This window comes from Tolypothrix tenuis PCC 7101, from assembly GCF_963874875.1.
Taxonomy (GTDB): domain Bacteria; phylum Cyanobacteriota; class Cyanobacteriia; order Cyanobacteriales; family Nostocaceae; genus Aulosira; species Aulosira tenue.
In genome coordinates, this window is the sequence record NZ_CAWNJS010000001.1 from 6,636,518 (window position 1) to 6,656,946 (window position 20,429).

Below are 20,429 nucleotides of genomic sequence, written 5' to 3' on the forward strand. Positions count from 1 at the left end.
GGTATTTTATATCAATGGAGTAAGATTTATGACTGCTGTAGTTCAACCCACTTGGACACATGAATATATCACTACTAATGGCGTGAGACTCCACTACGTCACCCAAGGCGAAGGCCCTTTGATGTTGATGTTACATGGATTTCCAGAATTTTGGTATTCTTGGCGGTATCAAATCCCAGAATTCGCCAAAGATTTTAAAGTAGTTGCTCTGGATTTACGTGGTTATAACGATAGCGATAAACCAGAAGACAAATCTGCTTATGTGATGGATAAATTTGTTAAAGATGTTAAGGGAGTAATTCAAGGTTTAGGATATGAAAAATGTGTATTAGTCGGACATGATTGGGGAGGTGCGATCGCCTGGAATTTCGCATATACTCATCCTGAGATGTTAGAAAAGCTAATTATCCTGAATCTGCCTCATCCAGCAAAATTTTCCGAAGGCTTACGCAATCCGCAACAAATGCTAAAAAGCTCTTACATGGCATTTTTCCAGTTACCTTTGGTACCAGAATTAGCTATTCAAATGGGAAATTATGCCCCAATTGAAGCAGCTTTTAAAGGTATGGCAGTTGATAAAAATGCTTTTAGCCAAGCAGATATTGACGCTTATAAAAATGCTGCGGCTAAACCTGGTGCCCTCACTGCAATGCTCAATTATTATCGCAACATTTTCGACCAAAAACTCTTACAAGAAAATTGGGGAATTTTGCAAGTTCCAACGCTGATGATTTGGGGCGAAGATGATACAGCACTGGGTAAAGAACTGAGTTATGGTACAGAAGCCTACGTCAAAGATTTTCAAATTAAATACATCCCTCACTGTAGCCATTGGGTACAGCAAGAAAAACCAGATTTAGTCAATCAGTATATGCGTGATTTTTTAAGCATTTAAATGCGCTTACTTTATCTTGTCTAGTCTTGTACTAGGCAAGATAAAAAATGTTAGCTTTTCCTAACAAAATACCGCAAAATGTACATTTGCTTAAGAATTTTTAACAAAAAGTTCCTGGGAACAAAATTGTAAATAAATAAGTCGTAAACATCCTCCTAAAATATAAGTAATTTTACAGTGCAGCATGAATACACAAAAGATTCACAATTTATGAGAAGCTTGATATAGATAGATTATGAGTCTTTGAATTGAAATTTTCTATAGCTGTCATAGCAGTTTGTACTATCAATTAACATTATTTTTTGAATTTAGTGAGATAATAGATTTGTGAGGAAAAGAACGGACATAATTTAAGTGCAAAGGGGGACAATTATGAAACTCCAGCTATTAGCGGCATTAGCCTTAGCGACTCCCCTGTTTTTTACTGGCGCAGTAAAAGCTGATAATTCGCAAGACTTGCAAAAGTTGTTAACCACTGGGGAATGTGTCGGGTGTCGTCTAGAAGGAGCCAACCTCAGTAGTGCTCATCTGATTGGTGCTGATTTAAGAAATGCAAATCTTCAAAATGCTAATCTTAGCGGCGCTAACCTTGAGGGTGCAGATCTCACGGGTGCAAACTTGTCAGGCGCTAACTTAACTTCAGCTTACATAACCAATGTGAATTTAAAGCAAGCCAATCTTGATAATGCCAATTTGACTCGCGCTAAAGTTTACGATTCCAATGTATATCGCGCTTCAATGGATAATCTCACTCTGACTGATGCAGAAATTTATCACACTGGTATCGGCATTGGTGGTGAAGACGCAGTAGAAATTCCTGATTGGAAATAGGCTGAACTAAGTAAGCATCAACACTACATAGAGTAGTAGATTGGGGATAAGCAAAATAACATTAACTTGCGATCGCTTATCCCCAAATTTCTCTACAAGAACCCAAAACATCGCCTCAGTCTTTCTGTGGATGAAATTTCTATAGCTCTATATGGCTTTATTTATTCCTGAAGAGGTATAAGTACTAGGATATCAATCAATAAAATAGGGACTAGAGATTAGGAATGAGGGATGAGTATTTTTAATCAATACTTAAATCTTCAAAACTCAGCAATTTTTCCACCTAGTTCCTCATCAGCAAATCTCACAATTAAGAGCTAGAAATAACTCTTTTGTAGTTCCTAGGCTGTATATCACAAAATAGCTTATATGTCTAGTATATTTGAATACATAAAGAATTTTATTAAGTATTAATATCACTACCTATAGGTTCGATAACTAATTAGTGCTTAAGATAGCTTTAATATCCGCTGAAATCGAGCTTTAAACCTGTATAAATGAGAGGTGGACTGACTTTTGCAAGATTTGTACTTCTAATAAGTACGATAATGGGCAATTGGCATGACATGGGATAATAGCAACCTGAGGATTCCAGTTGATTTAACACCGCAGAACTCAGAAAGCTAATTTAAATAGCTCCTTACCGCCTTCTGAACTTCTATCCTCCTACTGACTTCCTACCCTGTAGTTGATCAAGTAGTAGTTAAGGGGCAATTATGGTGATAGGACACTAAAACCCTTTTGAACCCCAAACTTCAGTTGTACAGATGCTCTCATGCATCGCCTAATCAACAGCCTTTTGGTTGTAATTGTCCAGATTAGAGAAACTCAACTGTTACAATTTATGGAAACGAAAATGCCAGAACCGGAATACACAGAAACCAAGTCCTCAGAGACCACGATGACAGATATCAACAACCAAACAGGAACCATAACCAAGCTCCAGCCTCCCGCGCAGTCTCAAGAACAATGGCTGAAGTACGGAGAACAGATTTCAGGCTTTTTAGGCACACTCCCTGAATATCTGGGTAGCTTCTTCAATCAATACAAGCAGCCGTTGATTTCCGTAGGTTTAATTGTAGGCGCAATTGTTGCTGTTAGGGTACTTTTGGCGATATTAGACTCTTTGAACGATATTCCTTTGGTAGCGCCTACCTTTGAATTGATTGGTATTGGTTACTCAGCCTGGTTTGTTTACCGTTATTTACTCAAAGCTTCAACTCGGAAAGAGTTAACCAACGAAATTACAACTCTGAAATCACAGGTTGTTGGCAAAAGCGTTTCCGAGTAATTTATTAGCGATCGCAATTTTCCAGCCTAATATGTCAGCTTGACCCTGCTATTAGCTCTAAATCTTACTAAAAGCGATCGCAATCAAGTTCGGTTATATATCTCCCACCTTTTAATGGTGCGGAGTCTACATCGAAATAAAGGGAGTCTGTTAAAGCAGACTCCCTTTATTGTTTTGGTATTTTTTGCCTTATTGCGGTACACGGACAATATTTTTCGATGGAATTTTTTCCAATCTTCCCATTTTGACTAAAGCTTGATAGACCATTGCAGCTACCTCAGCGCGGGTAGCTTCTTTGTTGGGAGCAAAGACATCCGCATCTGGATAGTTAACAACTAGGCCATTAACAGTAGCTGCTGCTATTTTGTCAGTGGCATATTTAGGAATATCTTTAGCATCTTTATATACTGTTAAAATCTTCTCTGGTGATGCAGGTGTTTTGAGATTCAAACCACTAACCAAAGCTACTAAAACTTGTACTCGTGGAATCTTTTGTTCTGGTTGAAAAGTTTGGTTAGGATACCCTTTCAAAAATCCTGCACTAATAGTTTGGTTAATTGCAGCATTTGCCCAAGATTTATCCGTTACATCTTTAAACTTGAGTGTATTCTTAACTGGTTTATATTCAAACGCTCCTTGCAATATAGCTGCAAACTCAGCACGGTTTACAGGTTGATTTGGTCGGAAAGTATAATCTGGGAAACCTTTGATAATACCCCGCGAAGAAAGAACATTAATAAAACGCAAACCCCAAAAATCAGCCGGGACATCATTAAATGCTATGGGTGGCGGGATGGTTAACTTTGGTTTTGAGGGAGTTACCAGAGAAAATGGTTCGGGATTGACTGTGATAGAAGATGGTACAGGCCCTTGTGCTTGGGGGGAAATAGTTGGCGCAATCTCAGCAGGTAATAAAACCGAGGTTGCAGGGGCCTTGTCAATTATAGATGGAGCGCTGCTAGGTACAACAATAGGTGCAGGTAGAGGCGATCGCAAATTATCTACATCTGTATCTGCTTCTGGTTGTACTGTCGGAACAGGCGAGGGTGAAACTGGTTTTTGCTGAGTCGTAGCTGAGGTTTTTGGGGATAGAGATAGTAAACCGTTAAAATCCCAGCTTGTATCTTTACGGGATAACGACCAAAATAAAACCGCGCCAATTGTGCTAAAAGCGACTAGAACGGCGATAAATTCGTCAAATCCAAGGGCAGTTTTTGGGGATGACTCAGGATCGGGAGGTGTATTTGTCATTTTAGGCACCGTACCATCAGTACACTAGACATCCTAAATTAAGTTGTTCGATCAAATATTAATACCCCCATTGAATTTTTGGGGCTTTGGCAATGCTTACTAATGATTGAAGTTATTAAACTATATGTAGAAACAACTACATTTATTTCAAATCCAGTAGTCCTTCTTCCTTCAACTTGGGATTGAAGCGAATTGGCGTTTGTACACCACGGCTTTCCAATACCGCTAAAATCTCCGCTTCCACTCGCCGTGCGACATTTTTCAAGATTTTCATCTGTGCCAATTCATCATTAACAGGATTTTGATAATTTTCCTGTTCTGCGGCTGTCATCATCGCTTTCGCATTGATGGCGTTTGTCCATTCAGCTTTGCGATCGCTATTTCCCAATGGCACAGTACCATTTTCTGCAATCCAAGCCTGCTCAATATTTTCTAAAATAGCGCGGCTGGGACGGTCAATGGTTTGAGCTTTGACAAAGTAGCATTGTTGCGGCTGACGTACTAAATGCTGCTTGAGGCTAGCGTGAACATCGCGAGAGTAGCCAACGAATTGCAATACTTTGTCTTGGTCAAAAATGGCATAGACTCCAATTTTACCTTGGAATTGTTCCGGTATTTGCCCATGATCATCTATGTAATTGACATAATCTAGCGTCGCCAACAACGGAATATTTGTTTCAGTAGCCATAAGCTAAATTAAAGTTGAATAATTTTTTCACTAAACAGAACGTCAAAATAAAATTAAACAATTTTGTAAATTGCACAAAGGCGGCTAGGCTGAAAAATTTTGGCATTAAACATAAAATTCGGCGGTACGTTGATAATAGCGTACTCTTTAACTCCATGATATTTCTCAAATTCTTTAGGCATTCCTTTAGGAGTATTTAAACTATAAGGAACTGGCTGGAAAAGTAATTCAGTAAATTCAACTTTTTCACATTTTAATTGTTGAGCAACTTGGTTTAAAAATGTCTCATTGGTTAATAATTTGTATATATTCTCTTGAGCCTGGGGTTCTAGAGAAAAACTGCTATCAAAGTTTTGAACAATCTTGAGAGGCATAATATTTACTCGTAATTAAAAACTTAATAACAGATGATATTTTGGCAGCGATAGCCTAACAAATTACGAATTGAGATTAAGTTAATGATTCGCTCACCAAACTCTGTCATCAATTCATTTTAGTGGGGCTAGTGAATTTGTAATTCATAATTTTTATAACAACAAAAAAAGGCAAAAGAAAATTTTCTTTTGCCTTTAGTTAATTTTTACCTGTTCAGGTTCTTATTCGTAATCGTCCTCATCATCGTCATCATCATCCTCATAGTCATCATCATCTACAAGGTCGGTGATTTCATCGGCGATTAAGTCATCGTCATCCAAAATAGACCGTTCTGTACGTCTAGTAGCACCAAAAGTAGGTTCAGTCAAAGACGGAGCATCTAAATTGTAGGTACGAGCTGTGCGATCGTCCAGCACCATATCTAACGGATCATCTACTTCATCTAAGACGCTGCTGCTATCTAGTGCAGCGTAATCATCAATGGCTCCTGTTTCTTCATAAGCATTGTACCCAGTACCCGCAGGAATCAAGCGTCCGATGATCACGTTTTCTTTTAACCCCCGCAGCCAGTCAGATTTACCTTCAATGGCGGCTTCGGTTAAGACTCTGGTAGTTTCTTGGAAGGAAGCAGCAGAAATAAAGCTGTCGGTGTTCAAGGATGCTTTGGTGATCCCTAATAATACAGGGGTATACTGTGCCCTAGCACCGCCAGTAATCGCCATTGCTTCGTTCACCTGCTCAACCTGGCGTAATTCCACCAATTCACCCGGAAGCATTGTGGTATCACCACCATCATCAATCCGGACTTTATTAGTCATCTGGCGAACAATTACTTCGATGTGTTTGTCAGCAATATCAATACCTTGGGATTGATATACTAACTGCACTTCGTTCACCAAGAATGTTTGCACTTTTTGTAAAGCATGGCTAGCACAAGCGTAGACTCCATCTTCAGAACCCAGGCTAAAGAAGACTTCCAAAATTTCGTGGGGGTTAGAAGGGCCATCACTGAGGGGTTGTCCTGCAGATACATGGGAACCATCTGTCACCACTAAGTTTTGTCCAGGGCCAAGGGGATAGTCTGTGACTACTCCATTCGGTTCTACTACTTTAATTGCGATCGCTTCATCACCATCGCCGTAAACTACCTTAACTTCACCAGCCCGACGGCATAAGATACAAGCTTCTTTGGGTTTGCGGGCTTCTAGTAGTTCCTCAATCCGGGGCAAACCTTGAATAATGTCCCCAGTTTTGGCACGTTCAAATACCAGTAACACCAAGTTATCACCACGCTGTACCAAATCGCCGTCTTCGATTTGCAACACAGCACCAGGGCTGACTCGATAGGGACGACCAATACGGATATCAACGGAGTAATTTTGAGTACTGAGTGCTGATTCTCCAGCCGCAGCACTAGCAGTCGTATTTCTGATATTAAGGACTTGACCAGATTCAGGAGCAAAAATGCCAGGGGCAATTTCTGCACCTTCAACTAACAAGTCTCCTGCTTTAGCTTTGGGTTGGACGCTAGTATTGACTGTGATTTTGTCAACACTTTCACGTAAAACTAAACAGCGACGGACGTTTTCTGAGCCTTTTTGGACACCGCGCACTGTACCGCCTTCTTTACACAAGATTTGGGTACGAGCAACAACTGCACCAGGGGCGATGGTTTGTCCATCCTGTACTTCTAGTGAAGTTTGGGTACTACCTTGGGTAGCGTCAGCAGCAATATCGCGACGAATCACCAAGGATTCCAAAATCACCAACTGCAAGCGCTGAAGATCGGCATTGTCAGGATCGGGGATTAATTCAATATCCGCTGCTAAAGGAGAAGCATTGTGGTCTTGTTCGCCTTCCTGCTCGATTTCCAAAACTAGTTGGGTACGCAGCAGTTCTACGCCTTCCACAGACTTGACACGCTCAGAATCTTTGTAAGGTAGTCTTTGTACTGCCCGTAACTCAATCGAACGTCCAGTTTGTTGGCTTACAGATGTGGTAGATGGCACATCAGGGTTGGTGGGTACAGCAAACTCTACTACTGGGCGGCTCAATAAAGCTGGGCCTTCTGGAGATTCCACATACTGGATATAGCGCAATTCGGTAGCTACTGTACCTTGGAATTCTTCTCCGGGTTGAATGAAGGTGTTGTCTCGACCAATGACTGCTTCGGGATCGTCTACCATCAGCAGTTCACCTGGCTTAATCACGACTTCCCGCAAGATGTCGTTTTTCTGAGTAACTTCAATTACACCACTGTTTTGGCAGAAGATATCCTTCACGACTTCGGTGCCAGCTTCCACGAATTGTCCATCTTCCACCAATAGCAAGGAGATGTCTTTGTTGACTTCGTGGGTTTCTTCGGGAATCCACAGTAGGGTACCACCCTGTACTACTTCATAACCGAGCTTGGCTTTACCTTTTTTCTGAACTTCTACGCCCGCGAATTTCAGGAAGCCCCCAGTGGTGGTGCGATAGCGGTCATCAATTAATTCCGCTACCACTTGACCATTTTGCACTTTTGTGCCCGGTGTAGCTCTGAGGTTAAATACTTGGTTATTACCAGTAGTAACTAGGTAGTTGTTGCGACCTTGGGAGCTTTGAACGGTGACAGTAGCTTGGTCTAAGACAACAGAAGCAGTGATAATTTCAATTTCCCTAGTACTCTTACCGGGAGTAGCTTCTGGCAAGCGGACTGTACCACCATGCAAGGTAGTGAGTTTGGTTTCTGCGAGTACACCATTGGAGGCGATCGCATCGCCATTTTTCACTACCAATTCAGCACCAGGTGGTAAGTTATACACTTCCCCTGACAAAATCCAAATCAAACCACCCCTAGCGGCTGTGGTGGTGGTATTGCCTTGGCGGTCTGTTTTCTGTTCGGGTACAACTTCCGCAAACTGTACTTCCCCTGCCAAGTCTGTTGCTACGTCTTTTACTGCTTTTTCGGTGTTAGCGCGAGCTGTACGTCCCCCCAGGGCAACTTCTGCTAGCAACTGACCTTGTTTTACTTGGTGCCCATCAAATACATAAAGTGTAGAGCCTTGAGTGAGATGCACTTCTTGGGGAGGCGGGGTATCGGTTCCGACTTTTTTCGGTTCCAAAATCAGGATACCGTTGGCCTCTACATACAGAGCATCTTCACCGTGACGGGTACGATATGCTCTTACTTTCAGCTTCCGAGGAATTTTGACAGTCCCATCAATTTTTGAACGTACTTGTTGTGCTACTTCCCCTGTGAACACACCACCTGTGTGGAATGTCCGCATAGTTAGCTGGGTACCTGGTTCCCCAATACTTTGGGCAGCGATAATCCCTACAGCTTCACCCAAGTCCACCATCTTGGCGTGGGCTAAACTCCAGCCGTAGCAATGTTGACAAACTGAACGTGCCGCTTCACAAGTTAAGGGCGATCGCGCCAAGACTTCAGTTACGCCAGATTTTTGGATTTTTGCTGCCAATTCATCGGAAACTGGGGTATTGCGAGGGGCAATGACTTCTTTGGTTTTGGGATCTATGACATCTTCACCTAACACCCTTCCCAATAAACGTGTAGCCAAGGAAATTTTTGTTTTCCCACCTTCTACCATCGCCCGTAAGGGAATACCTCTGGTAGTCCCGCAATCAAATTCCCGAATAATCACATCCTGGGATACGTCTACCAAACGACGGGTGAGATAACCAGAGTCAGCCGTCCGTAAGGCTGTATCTACCAGCCCTTTGCGGGCACCGTAAGACGAAATAATGTATTCCGTAACGGTGAGTCCTTCGCGGAAGTTGGTTTTGATGGGTAAGTCAATAATTTCCCCTTGGGGATCTGCCATCAATCCCCGCATCCCTACCAGCTGCCGGACTTGGGAGATATTACCCCGTGCACCAGAGAATGCCATCATGTACACGGAATTGAGGGGATTGGTCTTTTTAAAGTGAACAACTACCTCATCTTTCAGGGCTTCACTAGTACCGTTCCAGGTATCAATTACCTTTTGAAAGCGTTCTACTTCCGTAATTTCCCCACGTTGGTAACGAGCTTCAGTAGCGCGAATTTCTTCTTCAGCTGCTTCTAGCAGCGCCCGCTTGGAAGGTGGCACCATCAAATCATCGACACTGATAGATACCCCAGCTTTGGTGGCATAGCGAAATCCTAAGTCTTTCAGTTTGTCCGCCATGACTGCGGTACGTGCTGTACCGTAATTTACAAAAGACCAAGAAATTAAATTTCTCAGCTGGCCTTTATCAACTACGCGATTGCGGAAAATTGCCTGTTCGTTTGTCATTAGTGATTCATCCCCAAGTTAGCTTGCCAGTGCTTCCTGAATTGCTTTGTTGTAAATAACGCGGCCTGGTGTCGTGCGGACATACTGAGACAATAAATTTCCTTGAGCGTCTTCTCTGACTCGGCGGTATTTATACAGCAAAGTTCGAGTACCATCGCTGTTGTCTGTCACTTCCAGTGGTTCTGTGTCGGGTCCGTCTGATTCTACTTCTCCATCAAACCGCACGTAGATATAGGCGTGCAAGTCAATTTGCTCTTGCTGGAACGCCATAATTACGTCGTCAAGAGAAGCAAAATACCGGCCTGCCCCTTTGGTTGCACCAGGGTTTTCTGCAGTTAAATAATATGCTCCCAATACCATGTCTTGGCTGGGTGTAATAATTGGTTTCCCGGTAGCTGGCGACAAGATATTGTTAGAAGCCAGCATTAATAACCGCGCTTCTGCCTGACTTTCTAAAGACAGGGGTACGTGTACCGCCATTTGGTCACCGTCAAAGTCAGCGTTAAATGCCGGACAAACTAACGGATGGAGTTGAATAGCTCTCCCTTCCACCAAAATTGGCTCAAATGCCTGAATCCCTAAACGGTGCAGTGTCGGTGCCCGGTTCAGCAGTACTGGGTGTCCTTCAATCACTTCTTCCAGTACATCCCACACGCTGGGATCGTTACGAGAGATGAGTTTTTTCGCTGCTTTGATGTTGTTGACCATACCGCTGCGAATCAAGCGATTGATCACAAAGGGCTGAAATAGCTCAATTGCCATTTCTCTGGGCAAACCGCACTGGTGGATATTTAATTTTGGCCCCACCACAATTACAGAACGACCCGAGTAGTCAACCCGTTTACCTAACAAGTTTTGCCGGAAGCGCCCTTGCTTACCTTCAATAATGTCGGATAAAGATTTCAACGGACGATTATTGGCACCAACTACAGTGCGTCCTCTCCGACCGTTGTCAATCAAAGCGTCTACTGCCTCTTGCAACATCCGCTTTTCGTTCCGCACAATAATTTCTGGTGCCAAAATTTCTTGTAGGCGTGCCAGACGATTATTCCGGTTAATGACTCGGCGATACAAATCATTCAAATCGCTGGTGGCAAATCGACCACCATCGAGTTGCACCATTGGGCGTAAGTCTGGAGGAATCACAGGGATAACTGCCATTACCATCCACTCTGGTTTGGAACCCGTAGCGATGAAGTTGTCAATTACCCGCAGGCGTTTAATTAACTTGGCTCGCTTTTGTCCTTTAGCATTGCCAATTTCTTCCCGGAGGCTTTCGGCTTCTTGTTCTAAATTAATATCAGCGAGTAAGTGTAACAGGGCCTCAGCACCAATACCTACCTCTACACCCTGTAGCTGGGAATCTTCACTATAAATTTGGTCTTCAATTTCCAGCCACTGGTCTTCACTGAGTAGCTGTTTGTAGGTTAAGGTTTCGGCATTACCAGGGCTAAGAACAACATAAGAGTTGAAATAGACAATTTGTTCTACATCCCGCAAGGGCATATCTAGCAAAATGGAAATATAGCTAGGAATCCCTTTGAGGTACCAAACGTGAGCAACTGGGGCAGCGAGTTTAATATATCCCATGCGGTGCCGCCGCACCCGTGACTCGGTAACTTCTACACCACAGCGTTCGCAAACAATGCCTCTATGACGAACTCTTTTATATTTACCGCAATGGCATTCCCAATCTTTTGCTGGGCCAAAGATGCGTTCGCAAAATAAGCCGTCCATCTCTGGCTTGAGAGTACGGTAATTGATTGTTTCTGGCTTGGTAACTTCACCCACAACCTGACCGTTAGGCAAAGTGCGTTCGCCCCACTGCCGAATGCGTTCTGGTGATGCCAAGCCGATTTTTACGTAGTCAAACTGATTGGTTTGGGCGTTTCTCATACTTAAGTGCTGAGTTCTGAGTTATGAGTATATTTAGTTTTTTGTTGAAAACTGGGGATTAGACATGGGGCATTGGGCATTGGGCATTGAGATTAATTTCTCTGCCCTATTCCCTATGCCCTATTGCCTAATCTTTATTCGTCATCTTCCAGTGATTCACGGGATAGAGATTCATAGGTGGGTCGAGGTGGTGTGCGACGCGCTGATTGGTCGGCCATCAAATCAACTTCCACATCCAAGGAACTACCATCTGCTTGGGTTTCTACTTTGTGGACAGCAATATCTAAGCCCAAGGATTGCAGTTCTCGCATCAACACCTTAAAGGATTCTGGCGTACCTGGTCTGGGGATAGCCTTGCCTTTGACAATGGCGTTGAGGGCTTCATTTCTTCCCTGCATATCATCTGATTTCACCGTCAGCAATTCTTGCAAGGTGTAAGCAGCACCAAAGGCTTCCAATGCCCACACTTCCATTTCTCCGAAGCGCTGACCACCTTGTTGTGCTTTACCACCCAAGGGTTGCTGCGTAACCAGAGAGTAGGGGCCTGTAGACCGGGCGTGGATTTTATCATCCACCAAATGCACTAGCTTCAGCATATAAGCTACGCCCACGGTTACTGGTCGGTCAAAGGGTTCGCCAGTACGGCCATCGAAGACCATGATTTTGCCAGGATCATCGGGGTTGTATACCCAATTTCTACCTGTTTCATCCCGTGCTTCTTGCAATTTGCCATGCACAATTCGGCGAGATGATTCTTCCCCATACATTTCATCAAAGGGAGTAATCTTAAACCTGACACCTAAGTTTTGTCCTGCCCATCCCAATAGACATTCAAAGACCTGTCCGACATTCATCCGGCTGGGTACACCTAAGGGGTTGAGGACGATATCTACTGGTGAACCATCGGGTAAGTAAGGCATATCTTCTAAGGGCAAGATGCGGGAGATAATTCCCTTGTTGCCATGTCGTCCTGCCATTTTGTCGCCGACTTGGATTTTGCGTTTCTGGGCGACATACACCCGGACTACCATGTTGGCTCCTGGTGGTAGTTCGTCCCCTTGTTCACGGGTAAATAGACGCACGTCAACAACGCGTCCTTTTTCACCGTTGGGAACTCGCAGGGAGTTATCACGTACATCCCGGGCTTTTTCACCGAAAATTGCCCGCAAGAGTTTTTCTTCTGGGGGTTGGTCAGATTCACCTTTGGGTGTAACTTTTCCTACTAAGATATCCCCGGCTTCTACCCAAGCTCCAATGCGGATAATTCCTTGTTCATCTAGTTGGCGTAGGGCATCTTCCCCAACGTTAGGAATTTCTCGGGTAATTTCTTCTGGGCCCAGTTTGGTCTGTCTAGCCTCAATTTCATATTTCTCGATGTGAATTGAGGTGTAAACATCATCCTGAACTAATCTTTCGGAAATCAAAATCGCGTCTTCGTAGTTGTAGCCTTCCCAAGGCATATAAGCGACGACGATATTTTGACCCAGGGCTAGTTCTCCCCCTTCTGTGGAGGAGCCATCAGCTAATACCTGACCGGCAACAACACGCTCACCTATCCGCACTAGGGGTTTTTGGTTAAGGCAGGTGTCTTGGTTAGAACGCTGATACTTAGAAAGGGTGTACTTGATTTCTGAATTTGAGTTTTTGACGCGGACACGGATTGTTGTGGCATCCACATAAACCACATCACCATCAGTACGGGATACAATTACCATCCCGGAGTCCCGTGCGCCTTGGGCTTCTAAGCCTGTTCCCACTAACGGACGCTCTGGTTTCAGCAGGGGTACTGCTTGCCGTTGCATGTTAGAACCCATCAGTGCCCGGTTTGCGTCGTCATGCTCCAAGAAGGGAATCATGCTTGTAGCTACAGATACAATCTGTACGGGAGATACCGCTACGTAATCCACCTGCTCTGGGGTGGTAGTGGAGAATTCCTGACGATAGCGTACTGGCACTTGTGGGCCAATAATCATGCCATTGTCATCAACTGGGATGTCACCAGGAGCTACGCGTAAATCGTCTTCTTCGTCAGCAGTCATGTAAGCCGGCTGCAGATCAAACCTCACACGACCATTTTCCACCGGTCTAAAAGGAGTTTCCAAAAAGCCGTACTGGTTTACCCGCGCATGAGTTGCTAAGGAGCCAATCAAACCCGCGTTGGGTCCTTCTGGGGTTTCAATGGGGCAAATTCGTCCGTAGTGGCTGGGGTGGATATCTCGCACAGCAAACCCAGCTCTTTCTCTGGTTAAACCACCAGGGCCAAGAGCAGAGAGACGACGTTTGTGAGTCAGTTCTGCTAAGGGATTGGTTTGATCCATGAACTGACTTAATTGGCTGGAGCCAAAGAATTCTTTAATGGCGGCTACCAGTGGTTTGGGGTTGACTAGGGAGGCTGGGGTGAGAACTTCTGCGTCGGATACTGTCATCCGTTCCCGAATAATTCTCTCTAGGCGGTTTAAACCTACACGCACTTGGTTTTGCAGCAATTCACCCACACTTCGCACCCGGCGATTACCCAAGTGGTCAATGTCATCAATGCTACCGATGTCGTATTCCAGATTGATCAGGTAGTCTACTGCTGCCAAGATGTCGCCAGGGGTTAAGACGCGCATGGTGTCGGGAACCGACAGCCGTAATTTTTTGTTGAGCTTATAGCGTCCTACACGACCCAAATCGTAACGTTTGGGATCGAAGAATCGGGAGTCTAATAACTGTTGTCCACCCAGAACTGTGGGGGGTTCACCAGGACGCAATTTACGATATAACTCCATTAGGGCTTCTTCTTCCGAAAATTGCCCTTCTTTTTCAATGGTTTTTTGGAAATACTCAGGGTGTCGTAAAGCGTCAAAGATTTCGTTATCTGATAAACCTAAGGCTTTTAAGAGTACTTGGGCTGAGAGTTTGCGGGTTTTATCAATCCGTACCCACACCAAATCATTACGGTCTGTTTCAAATTTCAGCCAGGCCCCCCGGTTGGGAATTAAGCTAGCAGAATAGGTGCGGCGACCGTTTTTATCAATCTCTGATTTGTAATAAACTCCAGGCGATCGCACAATTTGGTTGACGATTACCCGCTCGGCACCGTTAATAATAAAAGTACCGCGATCGGTCATCAACGGCAGATCGCCAATAAAGACTTCTTGTTCTTTGATATCCCCGGTTTCTTTGTTGAGTAGCCTTGTGGGAACATACATTTGGACGGCGTATGTACTATCTCGCCGTTTGGCTTCTTCGACACTGTACTTTGGTTCTTTGAGTTTGTAGTTTTGACCTAAAAAGTGCAGTTCTAGTTTGCCAGTGTAATCTGTAATTGGACTAAAGGAGTTTAGTTCTTCTATTAGCCCTTCTTCTAAAAACCAACGGAAGCTGGAACGCTGGATTTCAATCAAGTCGGGCAACAGAAAGGCGGGTTCCATATATGTTTCGTTCGTCATGCCTCTACCTTTGTCAACCTGGTTAAACTTACCATTGGACACTGCTGTTTTACGGTTCCCACCGCTAGCCAGTGTCCGTAGCTGTTTGGGAACTTCTCCTTAACGCCACCTGCTAGAGCGCAGGTACGGGCAAACGCAGAAATTAAAGCTGGAAAGTGCTATCTTGACAAGAGGGAAAGTACTCCCTTAAAAGTGACCATTATAACTAATAACCAGCTACTAGGTTGATTGCTCAAAAGCAGATGGTTGAGATAGTCTGGAATTAAATTGGCTTTCGTCACTTCCCCTCCCACAAGCGCGTTAATTAGCCTCCGCAGCTTTGTTCTGTTGTGTCTTCAATACCCCTCTATATTTAGACTCACGGTGATATCCTAAAACTAAGGAACCGAGTGGCTGTTAACCAACTCTGGATTAGTATGTCTTTTTCTTGCTGGGTTATTCTCACAAGGCAATTACGTTTAACAGTTTTCTATAGGTGAAATACGGAAAAGGTATTTTTTGAAAGCGTCTAGCTCAACCTACTATATTTTCAGACTTGGCGATCGCGGCTCGTACATCCGCTTGTAGAGATAGGAGGATGATCGATCCCTGTAAATTAGCAGCTTAGTTACCCAAAGGGGAACTGCTCTGGGGGTGGCGATGGTCAAGTTGATAACAGGTTACTACCAATCCTAGAAGTATTAATTTCCTTCCTTTATCATTATGGCGCAAGCAAAATGTTTTGGAGGAAATAATTTTAGCATATTTCCGTCCTCCGAGGTGTTTATTTATTTTTACACAGCTAACTACACTTATAGGTACAGTCTATAGTACCAGACCAAATAAGTCACAGGCATTTTGGGTGGTTTGATGAGCTATCTCTTCTACTGTTTGCCCACGCAGTTGAGCTATGCTATCTGCTACATAACGGACGTAAGCAGGTTCATTCCTACCTGTACCTCGTTTGGGGACGGGAGCGAGAAAAGGACAGTCTGTTTCAATGAGCAAGCGATCGCTCGGTACCATTGTGGCGGTAGCTTGGATCTGCTTGGCGTTTTTGAAGGTAACTGTCCCGCTAAAGCTAATGTAAAACCCTAAGTCAATGAACCATTGAGCTTCTTCAGGTGTTCCACCCCAACAATGCATTACACCCCGTAATTTTTCTCCTTTTTGTTCTCGCCATTTTTGCAACACTTCTCTTACCTGTGCCGCGGCATCACGACAATGGATAATTATCGGTAAATTAAGTTCAGTGGCGATCGCTAATTGCGCTTCAAATACCATGCGCTGTTGCTCATAGTTATCTGCTTTACGCAAATCCAGCCCCATTTCCCCCATTGCTACTACTTTCGCGTCAGATTGAGCCAACGTTGAGATTTCATCGGCTGTCTGTTCAGTCCATTGTTTAGCATCTAAGGGATGTAAACCTACTGCAAAGCTGAGTTCGGGAAACTCATGTGCTATGGCTTGGATACTAGGGAATTCTGATGGTTCGACGCAGGAATGTATTAAATGCACTACACCTGCTTCTTGCCATCGCGATCGCACCGCTGCTAAATCTTGCTGAAAAACGTCAAAGTTAATGTGAACGTGGGTGTCAATTAGCTGCATTTTGGTTTAAGAGTCATTAGTCATTAGTCATTAGTCATTAGTACCAGACTAATGACTAAATGATTTGGGACTACTGTGCGGTTTGTGTAAGTGGTTTGAGTTTATGAGCCAATCTTGACTTTTTCCTGGCCCCATTGTTGGGATGAAGTACACCTCGCTTGACAGCTTTATCAATTTTGCTGTAAGCCTCAGCCAACCGCTCCTGTACTTGTTGATTTAATTCAGGAGTGGGATTAGCAGCATAAAGTTGTACTGCACTAAGGTACTTCTTCATCAGCGTCTTAACAGCTGATTTATATGCTTTATTACGCAAACGATTACGTTCTGCGATTTCGGCGCGCTTGAGAGCAGACTTTGTATTCGCCACAGTCAGTTCCAAAAAGACTATTAATATGTACACACACTACTAGATTTACTAATATAGCATCCAGATCGCCAATGTTAAGATTTCCGAAAAAATATCACTGTTGAGTTTTTTAGAAATATGGGGCATGGGGCATCGGGCATTGGATACTTTATTGAGTGGGAAATCCCTGCTCTATCTCATGGATTTGCAACTGTTGACGGGTACTGTCAATTTTGGCGCAGGTTTTAGATGTGCGTTCAACTCTGAGAAATGCGTTAAGATAAAATACTCCTATAAAGAATCATAGTTATCTTAGCTCCGTGGTGGATGCGTTAGGAGTCAGATTGCCGATGTACTATTTTTATATATCAGCGGCAAATAGCTATTACTAGTTGCAGTTCAAGGCGGAAATTTAGAGATTGAACACATTGTTTCGCAATCGCTGTTAGCTAGTAGAATTAAGAAAAGTCAGTAAAAATTATACTCAGTCCCTAACTAATTTCTCGATTCAGAGTGAGTTGATGTGCAAACACATGATATCTCTACTGGCGGGCAATTGAGTGATGGGATCAAAGGGTAGTGGAACTTGGCACGCCGACTCCCTGCTACAAGCCGCTAAAGCTTGTGGGAATGAGCAATGAATTCGCCTACTCAAGCAATACAGCAGTGATAACACTGGAAGTATCAAAAAAATCCAGGTTAAGCTAGAGAAGAGAATTAGCGTCAGCTTGGTACCTCTTGGGGGAAAAAGCAAAACTGATTCTCAGGCGGGAACATTCTAATTTTGGCATTGTCCTTACTCCATGCTGCGAATCATTACTCAGCAGGCAGACGTTATAGCAGAACTACAACGTATCTGCGATCGCACCCATGATGACCAGGTGCTTCACAAAGAGGCAACGGTGCGAGAAGTGTTACAAGCAGTGAAGCGCCAAGGCAACAAGGCTGTGTTACATTATACAGCCGAATTTGACAACCAAACTCTCAAGCCAGAGGAACTGCGCGTTACAGGTTCAGAACTAGATACAGCTTACCAACAAGTTTCTCAGGAGTTGCTGGCAGCGATTCGGCTGGCTTGCCAACAAATTGAAGCCTTTCACCGTAAGCGAGTACCAAAAAGTTGGGTAGAGTTTGGTGATGATGATGTAGTACTGGGCAAACGCTACAATCCTGTGGATTGTGCTGGTTTATATGTGCCTAGTGGTCGCTCTGGCTATCCTAGCACGGTACTAATGAATGCAATTCCGGCCAAGGTGGCTGGTGTACCGCGCTTAGTTATGGTAACTCCTCCAGGAGCAGGCAAAGCAATTAGCCCGGCTGTTTTAGTCGCAGCCCAAGAAGTAGGCATTCAAGAAATTTATCGCGTTGGGGGCGCACAAGCGATCGCGGCTTTAGCCTATGGTACAGAAACAATTCCTAAAGTTAATGTTATTGCTGGCCCAGGTAATATTTATGTGACACTGGCAAAAAAATTGGTCTATGGTACTGTTGGCATTGATTGTTTAGCTGGGCCAAGCGAAGTGCTAATTATTGCCGATGAAACCGCAAATCCCGTACATGTGGCTACTGATATGTTAGCACCAGCGGAACATGACCCGATGGCAGCAGCGATTTTGTTGACTACGGATGCGGCTTTGGCAAAAAACGTACAAGTTGCTGTGGAAAGACAATTGGTAGATCATCCCCGCAGAATAGATACAGAAAAAGCGATCGCTCATTATGGCTTAATTGTGATTGTAGAATCCCTCGATGCCGCAGCAGAACTGGCTAATGAGTTTGCCCCTGAACATTTAGAATTAGAAATTCAAGACCCTTGGGAATTACTACCAAAAATTCGCCATGCTGGGGCCATTTTCTTAGGAGACTCTACACCGGAAGCGATAGGGCATTATTTAGCTGGGCCAAATCATACTTTGCCTACTTCTGGTGCAGCTCGTTATGCTTCGGGGTTGGGTGTAGAAACTTTCATGAAACACTCCAATATTATTCAATACTCCCAATCTGCATTGCAGAAGGTGGCTGGTGCAATAGATATATTGGCAACAGCAGAGGGATTTCCATCTCACGCCGATTCAGTAAGAAGACGAATTCAGCGTGAAGAATGATTGAAAGTGCGGAATTTTTGCTTATACTTTTGGTAAAAGTCAATAGATGGCTGCAAACCAAGAGTTTGGCTAATCAGGTCATATACAAACTTGGCTTACAGCTAGTTGTTGGTATAGCTGCCAACAAACTTCAGTAAGTATGTGTTTAAGGGGTCTACTCTTGAGGAGACAAGGGCGGTGCTAAAAACTATTTTGGTAGCTCTGGATGGTTCGGAAATTGCAGAACGGGTAATTCAGACTTTAGATGAATTGGCGCTGTCAGAAGATAGCAAAGTGATTCTCTGCCATATTTTTCCCACACCAGAGTCGGAGATGGAGCTACCCGCCGATAAACCTCATTCAGATTCACCAACATTGTCTTTTTTTCATATTGAAAAGCAGCTGCAAGCTTACCAAGAGAGTTTGTCAGTTAAAAGTGCATTAGAACTTGTAAATGGCGATCCTGCGGAAGAGATTATTCGCCTGGCAAATATTTATAATGCTGATTTGATCGTTATTGGTAGTCGTGGTTTAACAGGAATAAAGCGAATTGTCTTGGGTTCTGTGAGTATTCAAGTTGTAGAAGAAGCTAGTTGTTCGGTGTTGGTGGTAAAGCCCAATTAGAATGAAGTAAAGGCAATACAATAATGCCATGACAACAACTCCTGCAGTCACTAAAAGACTAACTTTTAAGGAATATTTAGCTTATGACGATGGCACCGATACCCGCTATGAATTGGTCAATGGAGAACTAATTCCAATGAGTTTGGGAAGTGCGGAACATGGTGCAGTTGCAGAATTTTTAAATGTTTGTTTCCGCAGTGAAATTAACCGTTTAAAGTTAGATTGGACTTCTAAACAAATGGTTATTGGTATTCGTTCCCCACGTGCTGGGCGATGGGATACCTCCAGAATTCCAGATGTAGTGGTGATTCCCATGTCTCAGTGGCGTGAGTTAAGAAACCGCGAAGCAGTAATTGAACTCAATAAACCACCACCGTTGTTAGTTGTAGAAATCGTCAGTGAATCAACAAAGATTGTTGATTATCGAGCTAAACGAGTTGAGTATAACGTCCTCAATATTCCAGAGTATTGGATTGTTTCTCCTTTACTCAAGAAAGTAACTGTATTCATATTAATTGAAGACTTATACGAACCTGTAGAGTTCGTTGATGGTGATTACATAAAATCTCAAACTTTTCCAGAGTTGCAATTAACTGTAGAGCAAGTTTTAACTGCTGAAGGTTAAATTTAATACCAATTCAAATAATGTTTGCGACAGATAAATTCTTTGTAAGGGCACGGCATCCTCAATCTTTTGGCATATCAAATATCTTACTGGTGCCGTGCCCCTACCTATCTGTCGCGTTCTTTTTTCAAAATGGTATAAATTTTGGATTTTGGATTCTTTTTGGTGCAAGCACAGCCGTGGGTGGAACAAATCTTAAATGCCAATCTAAAATTTCCAAGC

The 20,429-nt window shown here is 43.6% G+C and carries 12 protein-coding genes and 1 pseudogene; 6 read left to right on the plus strand and 7 right to left on the minus strand.

The features are described from left to right. Window positions 1-28: 28 nt before the first annotated feature. The 3 genes from AACU25_RS26205 to AACU25_RS26215 all read left to right on the plus strand — a co-directional run bounded on the left by AACU25_RS26205 (window position 29) and on the right by AACU25_RS26215 (window position 3,017). A complete protein-coding gene (locus tag AACU25_RS26205) occupies window positions 29-895 on the plus strand; it encodes an alpha/beta fold hydrolase (protein ID WP_096580684.1) in 867 nt (288 codons plus the stop codon). A 372-nt stretch (window positions 896-1,267) separates the two neighbouring features. Next, window positions 1,268-1,726, plus strand: coding sequence for a pentapeptide repeat-containing protein (locus tag AACU25_RS26210; protein WP_096580686.1), 459 nt, complete (start codon window positions 1,268-1,270; stop codon window positions 1,724-1,726). An 856-nt stretch (window positions 1,727-2,582) separates the two neighbouring features. Then, window positions 2,583-3,017, plus strand: coding sequence for a CAAD domain-containing protein (locus AACU25_RS26215; protein ID WP_045868907.1), 435 nt, complete (start codon window positions 2,583-2,585; stop codon window positions 3,015-3,017). 189 nt (window positions 3,018-3,206) lie between these two features. On the opposite strand, the gene AACU25_RS26220 is transcribed toward AACU25_RS26215, so the two are convergent. From AACU25_RS26220 to rpsT, 7 genes and pseudogenes are all read right to left on the minus strand, one after another. Then, a complete protein-coding gene (locus AACU25_RS26220) occupies window positions 3,207-4,268 on the minus strand; it encodes an S-layer homology domain-containing protein (protein ID WP_096580688.1) in 1,062 nt (353 codons plus the stop codon). A 142-nt stretch (window positions 4,269-4,410) separates the two neighbouring features. Beyond that, entirely contained in the window at window positions 4,411-4,956 is a 546-nt protein-coding gene (locus AACU25_RS26225; RefSeq protein ID WP_096580690.1) for a GIY-YIG nuclease family protein, read from the minus strand. A gap of 53 nt (window positions 4,957-5,009) precedes the next feature. After that, window positions 5,010-5,330, minus strand: a complete 321-nt coding sequence (locus AACU25_RS26230; RefSeq protein ID WP_096580692.1) for a hypothetical protein — start codon at window positions 5,328-5,330, stop codon at window positions 5,010-5,012. Window positions 5,331-5,552: 222 nt separating this feature from the next. Then, window positions 5,553-11,504, minus strand: a pseudogene (locus AACU25_RS26235) (DNA-directed RNA polymerase subunit beta''). A 134-nt stretch (window positions 11,505-11,638) separates the two neighbouring features. After that, window positions 11,639-14,938 carry a DNA-directed RNA polymerase subunit beta gene (rpoB, locus tag AACU25_RS26240; RefSeq protein ID WP_096580696.1) on the minus strand — a complete coding sequence of 1,100 codons (3,300 nt, stop codon included), beginning with the start codon at window positions 14,936-14,938 and terminating at the stop codon, window positions 11,639-11,641. Between the two features lie 804 nt (window positions 14,939-15,742). Next, entirely contained in the window at window positions 15,743-16,528 is a 786-nt protein-coding gene (locus AACU25_RS26245; RefSeq protein WP_096580698.1) for a TatD family hydrolase, read from the minus strand. A 70-nt stretch (window positions 16,529-16,598) separates the two neighbouring features. Continuing rightward, entirely contained in the window at window positions 16,599-16,895 is a 297-nt protein-coding gene (rpsT, locus tag AACU25_RS26250) for a 30S ribosomal protein S20 (protein ID WP_045868365.1), read from the minus strand. 782 nt (window positions 16,896-17,677) lie between these two features. On the opposite strand from rpsT, the gene hisD reads away from it, so the two are divergent. The 3 genes from hisD to AACU25_RS26265 all read left to right on the plus strand — a co-directional run bounded on the left by hisD (window position 17,678) and on the right by AACU25_RS26265 (window position 20,207). Further along, entirely contained in the window at window positions 17,678-18,979 is a 1,302-nt protein-coding gene (gene hisD / locus AACU25_RS26255; protein ID WP_096580700.1) for a histidinol dehydrogenase, read from the plus strand. A 177-nt stretch (window positions 18,980-19,156) separates the two neighbouring features. After that, window positions 19,157-19,582 carry a universal stress protein gene (locus AACU25_RS26260; RefSeq protein ID WP_096580702.1) on the plus strand — a complete coding sequence of 142 codons (426 nt, stop codon included), beginning with the start codon at window positions 19,157-19,159 and terminating at the stop codon, window positions 19,580-19,582. A gap of 28 nt (window positions 19,583-19,610) precedes the next feature. Beyond that, window positions 19,611-20,207 carry a Uma2 family endonuclease gene (locus AACU25_RS26265; RefSeq protein WP_096580704.1) on the plus strand — a complete coding sequence of 199 codons (597 nt, stop codon included), beginning with the start codon at window positions 19,611-19,613 and terminating at the stop codon, window positions 20,205-20,207. Window positions 20,208-20,429 lie beyond the last annotated feature (222 nt).

Excerpts from the sequence above, each read along its gene's own strand:
- AACU25_RS26215 (WP_045868907.1), top strand. The coding sequence starts at position 2,583 with ATGCCAGAACCGGAATACACAGAAACCAAGTCCTCAGAGACCACGATG.
- AACU25_RS26210 (WP_096580686.1), top strand. The coding sequence starts at position 1,268 with ATGAAACTCCAGCTATTAGCGGCATTAGCCTTAGCGACTCCCCTGTTT.
- AACU25_RS26225 (WP_096580690.1), bottom strand. The coding sequence starts at position 4,956 with ATGGCTACTGAAACAAATATTCCGTTGTTGGCGACGCTAGATTATGTC.
- AACU25_RS26205 (WP_096580684.1), top strand. The coding sequence starts at position 29 with ATGACTGCTGTAGTTCAACCCACTTGGACACATGAATATATCACTACT.
- AACU25_RS26230 (WP_096580692.1), bottom strand. The coding sequence starts at position 5,330 with ATGCCTCTCAAGATTGTTCAAAACTTTGATAGCAGTTTTTCTCTAGAA.
- AACU25_RS26265 (WP_096580704.1), top strand. The coding sequence starts at position 19,611 with ATGACAACAACTCCTGCAGTCACTAAAAGACTAACTTTTAAGGAATAT.
- hisD (WP_096580700.1), top strand. The coding sequence starts at position 17,678 with ATGCTGCGAATCATTACTCAGCAGGCAGACGTTATAGCAGAACTACAA.
- rpoB (WP_096580696.1), bottom strand. The coding sequence starts at position 14,938 with ATGACGAACGAAACATATATGGAACCCGCCTTTCTGTTGCCCGACTTG.
- AACU25_RS26245 (WP_096580698.1), bottom strand. The coding sequence starts at position 16,528 with ATGCAGCTAATTGACACCCACGTTCACATTAACTTTGACGTTTTTCAG.
- AACU25_RS26220 (WP_096580688.1), bottom strand. The coding sequence starts at position 4,268 with ATGACAAATACACCTCCCGATCCTGAGTCATCCCCAAAAACTGCCCTT.